Genomic DNA, 16,222 nt, shown 5'->3' with positions numbered 1-16,222 from the left:
CGGGCGTCGCCGGGGCGGATGCGCTCACGGGCGCGTCCGCACCGCGCCCGCGACCGTGGCCGAGCGGGCTGCCAGAAACGGCGCTCGCCGGCACGTCGTCGACGCCCGGCGAGTCGATGAGGATCTCGGTCGGCGGAAAGGTGGTGTCGGGCGCGCGCTCCTCGCGCCCGGGATCGCCTCGGTGAGCCGTGGCCACCTCGTCAGCGGAAGAGGCTGATCATGTGCGAGCGCGACTTGACGTCCAGCGCCAGCAGCAGCGAAGACACGTAGTTCTTCACCGTGCCCAGCGACAGCTGGGTGGAATTGCTGATCTCCTGGTTGCTGCAGCCGGACAGCACCAGCTCCAGGATCTCCAGGTGACGCGGGCCCAGTTCGGCCACGCGGTCGTACATCGCGGACGACGGGAAGCGCGGGAACAGCGCCCCGGCCTGGGCCGCGCGATGCCGCTGACCCTCGGCCAGCAGGGTGCGCAACGTGCTGCGCATCTCGGCCATCATGGCGCCCTTGGGCAGGTAGCCGACGGCGCCCAGCGCACGGGCCTGGCGCACGACGAATTCATCCTGCGTGCCGCTGAACACGACGACGCGCGCGTCGGGGAAAGCCTCCATGAACTGGCGCAGGCCCTGCAGGCCCTTGCAATCGCCCAGGTTCAGATCCAGCAGCACCGCGTCCACCGCGCCGCGCTCGCCATAGGCCAGCAGGCCCTCCTGCAGCGACGCGGCCTCGATCCACTCGATGTCGATCTCGTCCAGCGTCTGGTACAGCGTGCGGATGCCCGCGCGCACCAGTTCGTGGTCGTCGACCAGCAACACGCGGCGCTTGAGCGCCGGCAACGTGTAGCCGCCATTTCCTGCCGCCTCGAATGCACGGGCAACGGACACTGCTTCCATAGGGCCTCCCTTCTTTGACTGACCGATCGTCTCCGGCTCGGCCGTCGTCACCCTTTGATCACCGGAGAAGGCCCGCATGATAGGCCGATGGTCACTTGCGTCGCCCCCTCTTCAGGGGGAACCCTCAGGGGCCGCGCCGGAAACACTTGTGACGACATGTTGCAGGTGTGATGGGTCAGCGTTGTCAGGCGGCTTCTCTATTTATAGATGTTGCCCAGACCCGACCACCCCCCGTTCGGTGGGGGATGCCCATCCACCGCGCGGGCGATATCCGGACCTGCCCTGATGCCGGAAATAGCATTGGCCAACTGGAAAATGTGATTGGCCCAGGATCACTCGCGTCCCTAGCATTCGCTCCGCTCGACAACAACCCCACGGCGGTTGTGGAGTCGCCCGGTCACCGGGTTGACAGGCCAGAAAAACGACGGAGACAACATGAGCAAGATTCCCTTCGGGCTGCGGAGCACCGTGGTCGCGGCCGCCCTTCTCGGGGCGGCGATCCAGGTCCAGGCACAGAGCCAGCCGTCGGCCGACGACAAGAAGTCGGACGACAGCAAGCTGGAAACCGTGGTCGTGAGCGGCATGCGCCGCTCGGCCGAGTCGGCGCAGACCATCAAGCAGAACAGCGACCAGGTCGTCGATTCCATCGTCGCCGAGGACATCGGCAAGTTTCCCGACAAGAACGTGGCCGAGATCCTGGGCCGCGTCACCGGCGTGCAGATCCAGCGCAACAACGGCGAGGCCAGCGGCGTGATCGTCCGCGGGCTGGGCGGCATCGTCACATTGCTCAATGGGCGCGAATTCTTCTCCGACTCGAGCCGCAGCCTGTACCTGTCGGACGTGCCGGCGACGATGCTCAAGCGCATCGACGTCTACAAGACCCAGGAGGCCGCGCTGCCCGAGGGCGGCACCGCCGGCGTCATCGACGTGCGCACCAACCGCCCGCTGGACTTCAAGGACGCGCAGCTGGTGCTGTCGGCCCGCGGTGAGCGCCGCGACAAGGCCAAGACCAACAACCCGGACATCTCCGGCATGGCCTCCAACCGCTGGAAGACCGACCTGGGCGAGATGGGTGCGCTGATCGGCCTGTCCTACCAGCGCGGGCAGTACCACGACGAGGTCGGCTTCGTCGGCAATCCGGAGTCGATCGTCGTGCCGGGCCGCACGAACCCGGTGCTGGGCACCGATTCGATGGGACGCGTGTTCAACCTCGGCGATCGCAAGCGCGTCGCCGGCAACTTCGCGCTGCAGTGGAAGCCGAACAAGGACGCCGAGGTCTATCTCGAGGGCTTCGGCACCCGCATCGACCATCGCTACCAGCAGTCCTTCCTGGTGGGCGGCATCGGCATGTTCAACGACGGCGCCTGGCGTCCGGTGGCCGGGACGGTCATCACGACCAAGCCCGGCACCGACAACCTGGACACCGCGACCAACACCAACTACGCGGGCTGGGGCTTCACCTCGACGCAGGCCAAGCATGACGAGGTCGGCAACAACCAACTGGCCCTGGGCGGCAACTGGCGCGTCAGCGACCGCCTCAAGCTCAGCACCGAACTGGCCCGCACCCGCAGCGCGATCGACTGGGTCAACCGCATCCTGGACACCGGCTACAGCCCGACCAGCACCGTCGCGGCGGTGCGCGGGGGCGGTGGCTACATCGACTACCCCGGCCTGGACCTGACCGACGCCTCGAACTTCCGCATCAACGGCGGCGTCGACGTGCGCGGCCGTCGCGAAGGCAAGTCCACCGACTGGCGCGCCGATGCCGACTACGACATGGGCGACGGCTTCCTGAAGGAGCTCAGCACTGGCGTGCGTCTGGCCAAGCGCGACGCGATGTCGATCAGCACCAACATGCCGTGGACGACCTCCTTCCCGGCAGTCGGCCAGACCCTGAGCAACTTCCCCGGCATCTACGAGGTCTCGCCCAAGACCTACGGCGACTTCGGCGTGAAGCAGTACGTCTTCGCCTCGCGCGACTGGCTGCTCGACAATGGCGAGGCCTTCCGCCAGATGCTGACGGGCAGCACGGCGCTGACGCCGTACGACCCGATGTCGCTGTTCGACGATACCGAGAAGACCAGCGCCCTTTACGGTCGCGCCAAGTTCGGCTTCGACGCCTGGGGCGTGCCGGTCTCCGGCGTCGCCGGCCTGCGCGTGGTCCGCACCGAGCAGACGCTGCGCGGCAACTCGCGCGACGCATCGACCAATGTGATCACCCCGGTGCTGGTCGACACCTCGCGCACCGACACGCTGCCGACCCTGTCGCTGCGCGCCGACCTGACCCCGCGCCTGGTCAGCCGCCTGGTCTGGGGCAAGACGATCGAGCGTCCCAACTTCGTCGACTACAACCCGGGCCAGACCAACACGCCTCCCGGCGGCGGCGTCACCTTCGGCACCCTGGCCGGCGGCAACCCCAACCTGAAGCCGACCGAGTCCAACAACACCGACCTGGCGCTCGAGTACTACTTCGCCAAGACCGGCTCGGTGACCGGCACCGTCTTCGAGCACAAGTTCAAGAACCGCGTCATGACGCAGACGACGCAGACGACGATCAACGGCGTGCCCTACAACGTCACGCAGCCGGTCAACGTCACCCGCGCCAACCTGCATGGCTACGAGCTGAGCTACCGCCAGTTCTACGACTTCCTGCCGGGCTGGCTGGGCGGCTTCGGCATGGAGGCCAACTTCACTTTCATGACCGGCAAGCAGACGCAGCCGGACGGTACCGACGGCCCCTTCCTCGGCCAGTCCAAGAAGGCCTACAACCTCGTCGGCATGTACGAGCGCAACGGCATCTACGCGCGCCTGGCCTACAACTGGCGCGACAAGTTCCTGGCCGAGGCGCCGTACCGCAGCACCCAGCACCAGCTGTGGGTGGCGCCGCTCAAGACCCTGGACCTGTCGCTGGGCTATGAGCTGACCAAGCAGATGACGGTGTCGCTGGACGTGACCAACCTGCTCAACCAGGCCTATCACGACTACTTCGACAAGGACCCGTCGCTGGTGCGGGACGTCCGCTACTACGACCGCACCGTGGCCGTGGGCCTGCGCTGGAAGCTCTGATCCCGACCCGATGCTCGACGACCCGCAAGTCCTGACCCCGCTGATCCCGCAGCGGGCCGATCCCCACCTGACCCGTCATGTGGACGGCGACGGCCGCGCGCGCTACTTCTTCACCGCCTCGGTGCCGGAGTACGACCGCATCGAGCTGCGCGCCGTGGACGCGTGGCAGGACCTGCCCCGCGCGACGCCGCGGGTGGTCTGGCGCAAGCCCGACGCCGGGCGATGGAGCGAACTGATCTGGGCGCCGGAACTCCACTTCCGCCAGGGCGCCTGGTACCTCTATTTCGCGGCGGCGCCGAGCCGCGAGATCGTCGGCGGCCTGTTCCAGCACCGCATGTATGCGCTGCGGAACCGGTCGCCCGACCCGATGGCCGGCGACTGGGAGTTCCTCGGCCAGGTCGACACCGGCATCGACACCTTCTGCCTGGACGCGACCACCTTCGAGCACCGCGGGCAGCTGTACTACCTGTGGGCGCAGAAGGACCTCGCCATCCCGGGCAACTCCAACCTCTACATCGCGCCGATGCGCACGCCGTGGCAACTGGCCGGCGCGCCGGTGATGCTGAGCAGGCCGGAGTTCGACTGGGAATGCCGCGGCTTCCTGGTCAACGAAGGCCCGTCGGTGCTGCACAGCCACGGCAAAGTCTTCATCAGCTACTCGGCCAGCGCGACCGACGAGAACTACGCGATGGGCCTGCTGTGGATGGACGAGGCGGCCGATCCGATGGATCCGGCCAGCTGGACCAAGTCGCCGGTGCCGGTGCTGACCACCAGCCCGACGCAGCCGGTCTTCGGCCCGGGCCACAACAGCTTCGCGCTCGACGAGGACGGCCGCACGGTGCTGCTGGTCTACCACGCCCGCACCTACACCGAGATCGTCGGCGATCCGCTCTGGAACCCCGACCGCCACACCTTCGTCAAGCACCTGGGATGGACCGCGGACGGCATGCCCGACTTCGGTGACGCCGGCCTGGCGTGATATCCGATTCGATATCGGACTCCCGGAAGTTTTGATTGGATCCGAATCACCTGTCTCCCTAGCATGGCTCACGGAGACATCACCGACTACCTGCAATGACCGAGGCCAAGAAGAAGATCAAGCTGCGTTCCGCCGAATGGTTCGGGACCCAGGACAAGAACGGATTCATGTACCGGTCCTGGATGAAGAACCAGGGCATCCCGGACCATGAGTTCGAGGGCAAGCCGATCATCGGCATCTGCAACACCTGGTCGGAGCTGACCCCGTGCAACGCCCACTTCCGCAAGCTGGCCGAGCACGTCAAGCGCGGCATCCTGGAAGCGGGCGGCTATCCGGTGGAGTTCCCGGTGTTCTCCAACGGCGAGTCCAACCTGCGGCCCACGGCGATGCTGACGCGCAACCTGGCGAGCATGGACGTCGAGGAATCGATCCGCGGCAACCCGATGGATGCGGTGGTGCTGCTGGTGGGTTGCGACAAGACCACGCCGGCGCTGCTGATGGGCGCGGCCAGCGTGGACCTGCCGACCATCGTCGTCACCGGCGGGCCGATGCTCAACGGCAAGCTCAATGGCAAGAACATCGGCTCCGGCACGGCCGTCTGGCAACTGCACGAGCAGGTGAAGGCCGGCGAGATCTCAATGCACGACTTCATTGCCGCCGAGGCGGGCCACTCGCGCTCGGCGGGCACCTGCAACACGATGGGCACGGCGTCCACGATGGCCTGCATGGCGGAGTCGCTGGGCACCTCGCTGCCGCACAACGCCGCGATCCCGGCGGTGGACGCCCGGCGCTACGTGCTGGCGCACCTCTCCGGCATGCGCATCGTCGAGATGGTGTGGGAGGACCTGAAGCTGTCCAAGGTCCTGACGCGCGAGGCCTTCGAGAACGCGATCCGCACCAACGCCGCGATCGGCGGCTCGACCAACGCGGTCATCCACCTGAAGGCGATTGCCGGCCGCATCGGCGTGCCGCTGGAGCTCGAGGACTGGACCCGCATCGGCCGCGGCACGCCGACGCTGGTGGACCTGCTGCCCTCGGGCCGCTTCCTGATGGAAGAGTTCTATTACGCGGGCGGACTGCCGGGCGTGCTGCGCCGGCTGGGCGACAACGGCCTGCTCCCGCACAAGGACGCGTTGACCGTCAACGGCAAGACGATCTGGCAGAACTGCCACGACGCGCCGATCTATGACGAGGAAGTCATCCGCCCGATCGTCAAGCCGCTGATCGCCGACGGCGGCATCTGCGTGCTGCGCGGCAACCTGGCGCCACGCGGCGCGGTGCTCAAGCCCTCGGCGGCGACGCCGGCCCTGATGCAGCATCGCGGCCGCGCCGTGGTCTTCGAGGACTTCGACGACTACAAGGCGCGGATCATGGATCCCAACCTGGAAGTCGACGCCAGCTCGGTGCTGGTCATGAAGAACTGCGGCCCGATGGGCTATCCCGGCATGGCCGAGGTCGGCAACATGGGCCTGCCGCCCAAGCTGCTGGCGCAGGGCATCAAGGACATGGTCCGGATCTCCGACGCCCGCATGAGCGGCACCGCCTACGGCACCGTCGTGCTGCACGTCGCGCCTGAAGCCAAGGCCGGCGGTCCGCTGGCGGTGGTCCGCGAGGGCGACTGGATCGAGCTCGACTGCGCCGGCAACCGGCTGCACCTGGACATCAGCGACGCGGAACTGCAGGCGCGCCTGGCCGAATGGGCCGCGAAGCAGCAGCCCGATCCGGCCGACCAGAGCGGCTACCGCCAGCTCTACGTCCAGCATGTGCTGCAGGCCGACGAGGGCTGCGACTTCGACTTCCTGCGCGGCTGCCGCGGCTCCGCGGTGCCCAGGCACTCGCACTGAGGTGCGCATGGCATGAAGAACGAAGGACCGGAAACGGTCCTTCGTCGTTTCGGCGCCGCAGAGCCCGGACGACACCACAACAACGACACCTGGAGACAAGCATGACCCTCAAGAAGAAGGCCTTCACCCTGGCCGTTGGCGCCCTGCTCGCCTGGAGCGCGCACGCCGCCGACGTGCAACTGAGCATCGACGCCGGCAAGCCCGGTCCGGTGATCCATCGCAACGTCTATGGCCAGTTCGCCGAGCACCTGGGCACCGGCATCTACGAAGGGATGTGGGTCGGCCCCGACTCCAAGGTCCCCAACGTGCGCGGCTGGCGCAAGGACGTGGTGGGCGCGCTCAAGGCGCTGAAGGTGCCGCTGGTGCGCTGGCCCGGCGGCTGCTTCGCCGACGAGTACCACTGGCGCGAGGGCATCGGCCCGCGCAACCAGCGGCCGGTGAAGGTCAACACCCACTGGGGCGGCGTGGCCGAGAACAACGCCGTCGGCACCCACGAGTTCTTCGACCTGGTCGAGCAGCTCGGCGCCGAGGCCTATGTCAACGGCAACCTGGGCACCGGCAGCGCGCAGGAGATGGCCGAGTGGCTGGAGTACATGACGGCCGAGGGCAACTCGACGCTGGCGCAGCTGCGCCGCAAGAACGGCCGCGACAAGCCGTTCCGGGTCCATTACTTCGCCGTCGGCAACGAAGCCTGGGGCTGCGGCGGCAACATGACGCCGGAGTACTACGTCAACCAGTACCGGCAGGTCGCCACCTTCCTGAAGACGCCGGACAACAACCGTCCGAAATTCATCGCCAGCGGCGGCAATGCCAACGACACGCGCTGGACGGAGGTGCTGTCGACGCAGAACATCAAGTTCAACTTCGACGCGATCGGCCATCACTACTACGTGTTCCCGAGCGGCAAGTGGGAAGGCAAGGGCTCCGCCGCCGGCTTCAAGGAAGACGAGTGGATCTCGCTGCTGTCCTACACGCAGGACTTCGAGAAGACCGTCGCCGCCAACATCGCGATCCTGGACAAGAACGATCCGCAGAAGCGCATCGGCCTCTACCTGGATGAATGGGGCAGCTGGTACGACCCGGAGCCGGGCACGAATCCCGGCTTCCTGGTCCAGCGCAACACGCTGCGCGACGCGGTGCTGGCCGCCCTGCACTTCCACATGTTCCATGCGCATGCGGACCGGGTGCACATGACCAACATCGCGCAGATGGTCAATGTGCTGCAGGCCATGATCCACACCGACAAGACCCGCATGGTGCTGACGCCGACCTATCACGCCTTCGCGCTGTACACGCCCTTCCAGGACGCGACGACGCTGCCGGCGACGCTGAGCGGCAATCCGGAGTACGCGCTGGCCGGCAAGTCGCTGCCGGCGGTGAGTGCCTCGGCGGCGCGCGGCAAGGACGGCAAGCTCTACCTGGCGCTGATCAACGTGAACCCGCGCGAAGCGCAGACGGTGAAGCTGGCCGTGCAAGGCGCCGCCGCGCGACGCGCCGTCGGCCAGGTGCTGAGCGGCGAGGCCATGGACAGCGAGAACACCTTCGCCAAGCCCGAGGCCGTCAAGCCCAAGCCCTACGAGGCGCAGGCCCGGGACGGCGCCCTGAGCCTGCCGCTGCCGCCCAAGTCCATCGTCGTCGTCGCGCTGGAGGGCTGAGTCATGAGCCCCCTCAACCGACGCACCCTGCTCGCGCAGGGCGGCGCGGCGGCGCTCGGCGGCATGTCGCTCCGGGCCGCGCGCACGGGGGACTGATGCGACGCAACTTCCTGCGGCAGTGCCTCTGCGGCGTGGCGGGGGCGGCACGAGCGGCCACCGGCGGCCCAGGCGGCGCGCTCTTCGGTCCCGCCTTCGGCGCGTTGCTCGCGACAGACGCGATGGCCCAGACCGGCGCATCCACGGAATCCGCCGCCGCGGACGCCGCCGCCACCGGCCTCCGGCACAACGCGACGAGGGCGACCTCGACCGCCTCGCGCATGCCGCTGTCGCAAGTCCGACTGCTCGACGGCCCGCTGAAGGCCGCGCAAGACGCCGACCAGCGCTACCTGATGGCGCTCGATCCGGACCGGCTGCTCGCGCCCTTCCGTCGCGAAGCCGGCCTGCCCCAGCCCAAGCCGTCCTACGGCAACTGGGAGAGCAGCGGGCTGGACGGTCACATGGGCGGGCACTACCTGTCGGCGCTGGCGATGATGACGGCATCCACCGGCGACGAGCGCGTGCATCGCCGGCTGGTCGAGGTGCTGCGCGAGCTGCGCCGGTGCCAGCTCGCCCATGGCGATGGCTACCTCGGCGGCATCCCCGATGGCAAGGCCGCCTGGCGCGAGGTGGCACGCGGCGAGCTCAAGGTCGACAGCTTCTCGGTCAACGGGCGCTGGGTGCCCTGGTACAACCTGCACAAGACCTTCGCCGGGCTGCGCGACGCGTGGCAGTTGACGCAGGAAGCGCTCGCGCGGGAGATGCTGATCGACCTCGGCGCCTGGGCGCTGGGCCTGCTCGAACCGCTGAGCGATGCGCAGCTGCAGGAACTGATGCGCGCCGAGCACGGCGGCATGAACGAGGTCTTCGCCGACATCGCCGCGATGAGCGGCGGCGCGCGCTACCTGCGCCTGGCCGAGCGCTTCTCCCACCGGGCGATCCTGGACCCGCTGCGCGAGCCGCGCGACGCGCTGACCGGCCTGCATGCCAACACGCAGATTCCGAAGGTGATCGGCTTCGCCCGGATCGCCGAGGAACGGGACCCGGGCGCGGCGGACAAGGACTGGCTGGCGCCGGCGCGCTTCTTCTGGACGACGGTGCGCGAGCGTCGCAGCGTCGCGATCGGCGGCAACAGCGTCAGGGAGCATTTCCATCCGCTGACCGACTTCCAGCCGATGCTCGAGGAGGTGGATGGTCCCGAGACCTGCAACACCTACAACATGCTCAAGCTCACCGAGCTGCTGCATGCCCACGCGGTCGACGACGAGGAGCGCGCGCGCTATGCGGACTACTACGAGCGCGCGCTCTTCAACCACGTGCTGGCCTCGCAGCATCCGGCGGGCGGCTTCGTGTACTTCACACCGATGCGGCCCAACCACTACCGGGTGTACTCGCAGGTCGATCTCGGCATGTGGTGCTGCGTCGGGTCGGGGCTGGAGAGCCATGCGCGGCATGGGCAGTTCATCTACTCGCGCGATGAGGGGCCGGACGCCGCAGGCGCGCCGGTGCTGCTGGTCAACCTGTTCGTGGCCTCGTCGCTGGACTGGCGCGAGCGCGGCCTGCGGCTGACGCAGCGCACGCGCTTTCCGGACGAGGCGGCGACGCGGATCGTCATCGACGAGGCGCCGCCGAAGGGCCACTTCACGCTGAAGGTCCGCCATCCCGGCTGGCTCGCGCCCGGCGCGCTCCGGGTCAGGATCAACGGCGATGCGGTGCCCCTGAGCCCGGCGGACCGGCAACCGGGCGGCTATGTCGTGCTCACGCGCGAATGGCGTGCCGGGGATGTCGTCGACGTGCGTCTGCCGATGCGCACGACGCTCGAGCCGCTGCCCACGCGCGCCGACTTCCTCGCGGTGCTGCACGGCCCGATCGTGCTCGCCGCCCGGACACAGCCGATCGCCGGCGAGCGGCTCGAGTTCCGCGCCGGCGAGGCGCGCATGGATCACGTCGCGCACGGCCCGCTCGTCCCGCTGGCGCAGACGCCGCAGTTCGTCAGCGCGAAGGCGGACTTCGGCGGGCGACTCGCGCCGGTGCCAGGCCGCTCGCTGAGCTTCAGCGCCGGCGCGCTGCTCCAGGGCCCGGACGGCGCGATCCAGGACCTGGTGCTCGAGCCCTTCTTCCGCGTGCATGACGCGCGCTATGTCCTGTACTGGCCCTGCAGCACGCCGCAGGAGGCGAAGGCCCGCCGTGAACGGCTGGCCCTGGAGGAGCGCGAGCGCCTGGCGCTGCAGGGCCGCACCGTCGATGCGGTCGCGCCTGGGGAGCAGCAGCCCGAGAGCGACCACGGCTTCGCCGGCGAGGGCATCGAGACCGGCCTGAACAAGGGCCGCCGCTGGCGCCATGCGACCGCATGGTTCAGCTATCGCCTGAACGACCCCAGGCGCGAGGGCCGGGTGCTGCGGCTGGCCTTCTCGGCGCTGGACGACGGTCGCCGCTTCTCGGTCTGGGTCAACGACCGCCGGCTGGCGGATCTCACGCTCAGTGCGGCCGAGGCCACCGAGCGGGCCGCGGGCGCGGAGATCTACAGCCGCGACTTCCCCTTGCCCGAGGACTGGCCGCGCCCCGCCGACGGCGCCGTGCGGGTGCGACTGGTCGCGGCGCCCGGCTCGATCGCGGGCGGGATCTACGACCTGCGCCTGCTGCGGGGGACCGCGCCGGCGCGCTGACAGGGCGACAGGGCGACAGGGCGACAGGGCGACAGGGCGACAGATTGCCGCAAGGTTGCGGCGGGGACCTCTTCCTAGAATCCCGCAACCTGTCGCCCATCCATGCGCCGCTCCGTCCTTCGCCCGCTCGCACGCGGCTCCGCCGCCCTGCGCTTCTCCGCGCGAGCCGCCCTTCCCTTCCTCGGCGCCGGCCTGATGGCCGGCTCGGCCGGGTGCTGGGCCGCCGGCAGCCTGGTCTTGATGGATGCGCCGCCCCAGGTCGCGAGCTGGTCGGGCGGGGCGACCGCCCACAGCTGGCCCTCGGCGCCGGGCAGCCGCTCGCGCAGCGACGACCTGCTGCCGGCATTGGAATACCTGTCGCCCAGCGGCGCCTTCGTCTCGACCGACCTTGGCGTGGGCTGGAACCTCGTGCCCCTGCTCGCCAGCGCGGACGCGGCCAGGACCTGGCAGGCGGGAGCCCGCCTCTGGCCGCAGTTCGGCCGCCCCTCGCGGTTCACGCCGAACGGCATCGACCGGCTGGGCCCGCGCGTCACCACCGAAGCCTTCGCCAACCTTCAGGCGACACCGTGGCTGCTGCTGCAATCGGGCCTGTCCTGGGGCAGCGCCCGGCATCACGACGGGCAATTGCTGGAGCTCGGCGCCACCTCCGGCGTGCCCCTCGGTGACGACCTCATTGCGATCACGCTGGCGGCGACCGCGGCCAATGGCGCGCACCTGCGCAGCAGCTACGGCGTCGGTCCCGGCGAGTCGGCCGCCAGCGGCCTGCCCGAGTGGCATCCGCGCGCCGGAATGATGGACTGGAGCGTGGCGCTGAGCGGCGAGCACAAGTTCTCCGAACGCTGGTCCGTCAGCGGGCAATGGCTGAACGCGCGTCTGGTCGGCGACGCGGCGCGCTCGCCGCTGACCACCGCGAAGTCGCAGCAGAGCTTCAGCGCGAGCCTCTGGTATCGCTTCTGAGCAAGCACCTCCCCGTCCTTCGCCGCCGCGCTCCACAGCTCTCGTCAGCTCTCCTTAGCTCTCCACAGCTCTCCACAGCTCTCCATAGCCCCCCCTTGCCATGCACCGCGTCCTCCTTGTCGCCGTCCCGCTGTTCGGGCTCTGCATCGCGCTCGAATGGCTGTGGGGGCGACTCACCGGCCGCGACAACTACCGGCTGCCGGACTCGATCAGCAGCCTCAGCCAGGGCCTGCTGAGCCTGGCGGTCGCGGCGGTGACGCCGCTGTTCCAGAGCGGCCTGTACGCCTGGGCGCTGCCGCACCTGGCGCTGCTGCCGGCCTCGACCTGGTCCGGCGCCTGGGGATGGGCGATCGCGATCGTCGTCTACGACTTCTGCGACTACTGGCTGCATCGCGTCAGCCATGAGAGCGCGCTGTTCTGGGCCGCGCATGCGGTGCATCACCAGAGCGAGCACTTCAACCTGACCACCGCGCTGCGCCAGGAGAGCTTCTATGCGGTGATGGGCGCACCCTTCTTCCTGCCGATGGCGTTGCTGGGCCTGCCGGTGGACCTGTACCTGGGCGCCGGACTCTTCGTGCTGCTCTACCAGTTCTGGATCCACACCGAGCACATCGGCCGGCTCGGCTGGCTGGACCGCGTGTTCTCGACGCCCTCCAACCACCGGGTCCACCACGCGGTGAATCCGGCCTATCTCGACAGGAACTACGGCGCGGTGCTGGTGCTCTGGGATCGGATGTTCGGTACCTTCGTCGAGGAGACGGAGCGCTGCGTCTACGGGACGGTCAAGCCGCTGCGCAGCTGGTCTCCGCTGCGGGCCATCGGCCAGTTCTATGGCGAGCTCCTCGACCGGGCGCGGGCGACGCCGCGCTGGGTCGACCGGGCACGGCTGCTGTTCAAGTCGCCGGGCTGGGCTCCGCCGGGGCTCGCGCCTTTCCCGCCACCGGATGAAGCCCGGCTGGGACAGCCGCGCTTCGATCCGCCGGTCAGTCGGCTCGACAAGGCGCGCGCGGTCAGCCTGTTGCTGATGACGGCGGTCGCTTCCGCGGTCTGGCTCGACGTGAGCGACGAGCTGAGCGAGGGCCGCAATCTCCTCGCGGCGGCCGTGATCGCGATCGGCCTGTCGGCTGCGGGCGCGATGCTGTCGCGCGGCGCCGCCGACCCATCGCGGCGCACCCGATGGCGCGCGTGGGCGATCTACCTCGGCGCGATGGCCTCTTGCGGAGCGTTGATCGCGGTGATCGGGGCGATCGCGCCGAAGGTCTGACGGCCAGGCGCCGCGGGCGGCGAGACCGCTCATCCGTGCGGCCGATCCAGGGCCGCCAGCAGGTCGTCGTCGTCCTCGTTCGGGGCCGCTCAGCTGTGCGGCCAGTCCAGGGCCGCCAGCAGGTCGTCGCCGTCGTCGTTCGGGGTCGCTCAGCTGTGCGGCCGATCCAGGGCCGCCATCAGGTCGTCCCCGTCGTCGTTCCGGGCCGCTCAACTGTGCGGCCAGCCCAGGGCCGCCAGCGCGTCGTCGTAGTCCTCGGTCGCGGCGCCCTCGAGCCGGGCGGTGTCGGCATGCTGGCCGAGCGAGGCCAGGCACAGCATCGTCGCGCCGCCGAAGGCGACCAGATCCTCCGCGGCGGCGACCGGCACATCGTGCCCCAGCGCCTGCGACAGCCGCTGGCGCAGCCGGTGGCAGGCGTAGGTCGACAGGACGGCGCCCACGGTGCCGGCCAACGCCGCCGGCCAGGAACGCCCGCCGGCCAGCGCGGCCCCGGAGATCGCGCCGCTGACTGCGCGCGCGGCGAGGCCAGGCGGATCGGTGCGATCCGGCGTGGACGGCAACTTGTCGACGATCAGCTCGCCCAGCGCCATCGTCGTGGTCAGCGCGGCGGCCGGCGTCGTGCCAAGCATCGCCAGCGAGGAGTGCTTCAGGTCGATCCAGCCGAGCTTCGCCGCCCAGCTCGCGGCGACCAGCGGCGCGCTGGTGCGCGGGCCGGCCGTCGCGCCGAGCAGGAAGGCCATGGCCAGCGTCCGGCGCGAGTCGGCCGGCTGGCGGGTGACGATCGCGGCGTTGTGCGCCCTCGCCTGGCGGACCACCGCTGCGCCAGCGCGCGCGTCACCGAGGAGGCTGCGGAACAGACGCCGGGCGGCCTCGGTGAACGCGCCGTAGACGAGGTGCGAGACATACGAGTAGGGATGCGACCGGACCGGCGCCCGAGTGACCGGGTCGCCGAAGCGCAGCGCGGGCACCAGGCCTTCATCCAGGAGCGTCGCAGTGGCGATGCCGAAGGCACCGCCGCGCCCCCAGGTCGCTTGTGGATGGCGTTCGGTCACGGCGCCATACAGGCCGCCGACCAGCGATCCGACCGCGTAATGCACCGCTTCGCCCGCCGCCGGTCGATGGCGTGACGGAAGCCGGCGGCCGCCCAGGCGGGCGAGCCGATCAGCGGCCCGCTCGGTGGACGGCCAGCCGCGCACACCCGAGGTGATCCCGAATCGCGCGAGCAGCTCCTGGAACGCCGTCATCGCCGCGGCGCCGATCAAGCCGCCGGCCAGGCCGGCGGCGGAGCCCAGACAGAGATCGGCACGGGAGGCTGGGGGCGTGGTCATGGGAACTCCTTGGCTGGCGAAGCCCGGACCTCGGCAAGGCTCGTGCCTTGCGCTGCAACGGGCCTGCGATCAGCGGGAACGGGCGGTCACGCCCGGGTCTCTGCGCTGCCCATGCCGGCACCGAACCGCGCGAGCGTCTCCACCAGGCGGTCGCAGGCACGCTCGATCTGCGCCGCGGGCGCGGTGGCCACGCTGAGCATCAATCCCGACCGAGCCTGCGTCGCCCGCGCATACCAGACCGACAACGGCGCCGGCGCGATGCCGAAGCTGAACAGGGCACGCGCCACGGCCAGGTCGGACACGCCGTCGGGCGTGCGGACCAGGACCGCCAGCGCCGCGGGATGGGTGCACAGGCCGCGCTCGCGCAGCGCCCGCAGCAGCCGGTCACGCTGCGCCAGATAAAGCCGCTTGGTCCTGCGCAGGTGGCGCAGGTAATGTCCCTCGTGCATGAACCCGGCGATCGCCAGTTGTGCCGCCGGTCCGGGGGGTGGCGCCAGGCAAGCCGCGACCTCGCCCAGGCGCGCCGCCAGCGATGCCGGCGCAACGACGAAGCCCAGCCGTAGCCGCGGATCGATCGTCTTGCTGAAGGAACCGATGTGGATGACGCGGCCGTGGCGATCCAGCGAAGCCAGCGCCGGCGCGGCCCGGCCTTGCAGCTGCAGCTCGCTCAGATAGTCGTCCTCGACGATCCAGCCATCCGTACTGGCGGCCCACTCCAGCAGCCGCAGCCGGCGTCGCAGGGACATCGTCACGCCCAGCGGCGCCTGCTGGCCGGCGGTGACCACCGCGAGCGCCGCATCGGGCGCGTCGCGCCAACCCGCGTCGACATCGAGCCCTTCCTCGTCCACCAGCACCGGGACGGGTGTCAGCCGTCCCAGCTCGAGCGCATGGCGCGTGAAGAAGAAGCCGGGTTCCTCCATCCAGGCACGGCGCCCTTCGAGGCCGAGCGCGCGCAGCACGACGCCCAAGCCTGCCGCATAGCCGCCGGTGATGAGGATCTGATCGGGCGAACACACCAGTCCGCGCGCCACGGCCAGGTAGGCGGCGATCTCTCGCCGCAGCGCCAGTTCGCCGCGAGGATCGGGATAGAGCGCCGCGCCGCTGATCTCCGCCGCCAGCGCGCGCGTCCTTAGCCGGGCCATCAGCTTCGACGGCAGGCTCTCGCGGGAGGGAATGCCTGGCTGGAAGATGCCCGGGCCGGCGGTGAGCTCGCGGTACATCGACACGAAGGCGCCCGGATCCAGCACCTGGTCACTGACCCGAGCGCGCGACGGCCTCGCGGCGACGCGGGTGCCGGCGGCGCGCGAGGCCTCGATCAGCTGGTCCGCCGCCAGCTTCTCGTAGGCCACGCGCACCGTGCCGCGTGCGACGCCCAGCTGCGCCGCCAGGTCGATCCACGAAGGCAACCGCATGCCAGGGATCAGCGCCGCCTGCTCGATCGCCGCCGCGATGCCGCGATGGATCTGCTCGGTGAGCGGCATCGCCGAGGACTTGTCGAGCGTGAGCGGCAGCGGCGGGTGTGGCGAGGCGGTCATTG

At 69.9% G+C, this 16,222-nt stretch carries 11 protein-coding genes; 7 read left to right on the top strand and 4 right to left on the bottom strand.

Features of this window, described 5'->3' with window-relative positions; genetic code table 11:
• A partial coding sequence (locus CS062_RS27015) for a hypothetical protein (RefSeq protein ID WP_233218145.1) occupies positions 1-196 on the bottom strand: 196 nt, incomplete at its 3' end.
• Between the two features lie 4 nt (positions 197-200).
• A complete protein-coding gene (locus CS062_RS19060) occupies positions 201-890 on the bottom strand; it encodes a response regulator transcription factor (protein ID WP_099863146.1) in 690 nt (229 codons plus the stop codon).
• A gap of 435 nt (positions 891-1,325) precedes the next feature.
• On the opposite strand from CS062_RS19060, the gene CS062_RS19055 reads away from it, so the two are divergent.
• The 7 genes from CS062_RS19055 to CS062_RS19025 all read left to right on the top strand — a co-directional run bounded on the left by CS062_RS19055 (position 1,326) and on the right by CS062_RS19025 (position 13,357).
• Positions 1,326-3,956, top strand: a complete 2,631-nt coding sequence (locus CS062_RS19055) for a TonB-dependent receptor (protein ID WP_099863145.1) — start codon at positions 1,326-1,328, stop codon at positions 3,954-3,956.
• Positions 3,957-3,966: 10 nt separating this feature from the next.
• Positions 3,967-4,935, top strand: a complete 969-nt coding sequence (locus CS062_RS19050) for a glycoside hydrolase family 43 protein (RefSeq protein WP_099863144.1) — start codon at positions 3,967-3,969, stop codon at positions 4,933-4,935.
• Positions 4,936-5,030: 95 nt separating this feature from the next.
• A complete protein-coding gene (locus CS062_RS19045) occupies positions 5,031-6,779 on the top strand; it encodes an IlvD/Edd family dehydratase (protein WP_099863143.1) in 1,749 nt (582 codons plus the stop codon).
• A 101-nt stretch (positions 6,780-6,880) separates the two neighbouring features.
• Positions 6,881-8,434, top strand: coding sequence for an alpha-N-arabinofuranosidase (locus CS062_RS19040; RefSeq protein WP_099863142.1), 1,554 nt, complete (start codon positions 6,881-6,883; stop codon positions 8,432-8,434).
• A 95-nt stretch (positions 8,435-8,529) separates the two neighbouring features.
• Positions 8,530-11,136 carry a glycoside hydrolase family 127 protein gene (locus CS062_RS19035; RefSeq protein WP_233218144.1) on the top strand — a complete coding sequence of 869 codons (2,607 nt, stop codon included), beginning with the start codon at positions 8,530-8,532 and terminating at the stop codon, positions 11,134-11,136.
• A 102-nt stretch (positions 11,137-11,238) separates the two neighbouring features.
• Positions 11,239-12,093, top strand: coding sequence for a MipA/OmpV family protein (locus tag CS062_RS19030; RefSeq protein WP_099863141.1), 855 nt, complete (start codon positions 11,239-11,241; stop codon positions 12,091-12,093).
• Between the two features lie 100 nt (positions 12,094-12,193).
• On the top strand, positions 12,194-13,357 hold the full coding sequence (locus CS062_RS19025) for a sterol desaturase family protein (RefSeq protein ID WP_099863140.1): 1,164 nt from the start codon (positions 12,194-12,196) through the stop codon (positions 13,355-13,357).
• Positions 13,358-13,566: 209 nt separating this feature from the next.
• Here the strand turns inward: CS062_RS19025 and CS062_RS19020 are convergent, their stop codons facing one another.
• Together CS062_RS19020 and pdxR are read right to left on the bottom strand one after the other, a co-directional pair.
• The gene (locus CS062_RS19020; protein WP_099863139.1) at positions 13,567-14,685 is read right to left on the bottom strand and encodes a DUF4126 family protein; all 1,119 of its coding nucleotides are present in this window, start codon (positions 14,683-14,685) and stop codon (positions 13,567-13,569) included.
• An 86-nt stretch (positions 14,686-14,771) separates the two neighbouring features.
• Positions 14,772-16,220: a MocR-like pyridoxine biosynthesis transcription factor PdxR gene (gene pdxR / locus CS062_RS19015; RefSeq protein WP_099863138.1), complete on the bottom strand. Its 1,449-nt coding sequence runs from the start codon at positions 16,218-16,220 to the stop codon at positions 14,772-14,774.
• Between the last annotated feature and the right edge of the window lie 2 nt (positions 16,221-16,222).

Source organism: Roseateles chitinivorans (assembly GCF_002761755.1).
Classification (GTDB): domain Bacteria; phylum Pseudomonadota; class Gammaproteobacteria; order Burkholderiales; family Burkholderiaceae_C; genus Roseateles; species Roseateles chitinivorans.
The sequence above is the reverse complement of the archived record's forward strand: the minus strand, read 5'-3'. Positions and strand labels throughout refer to the sequence as shown.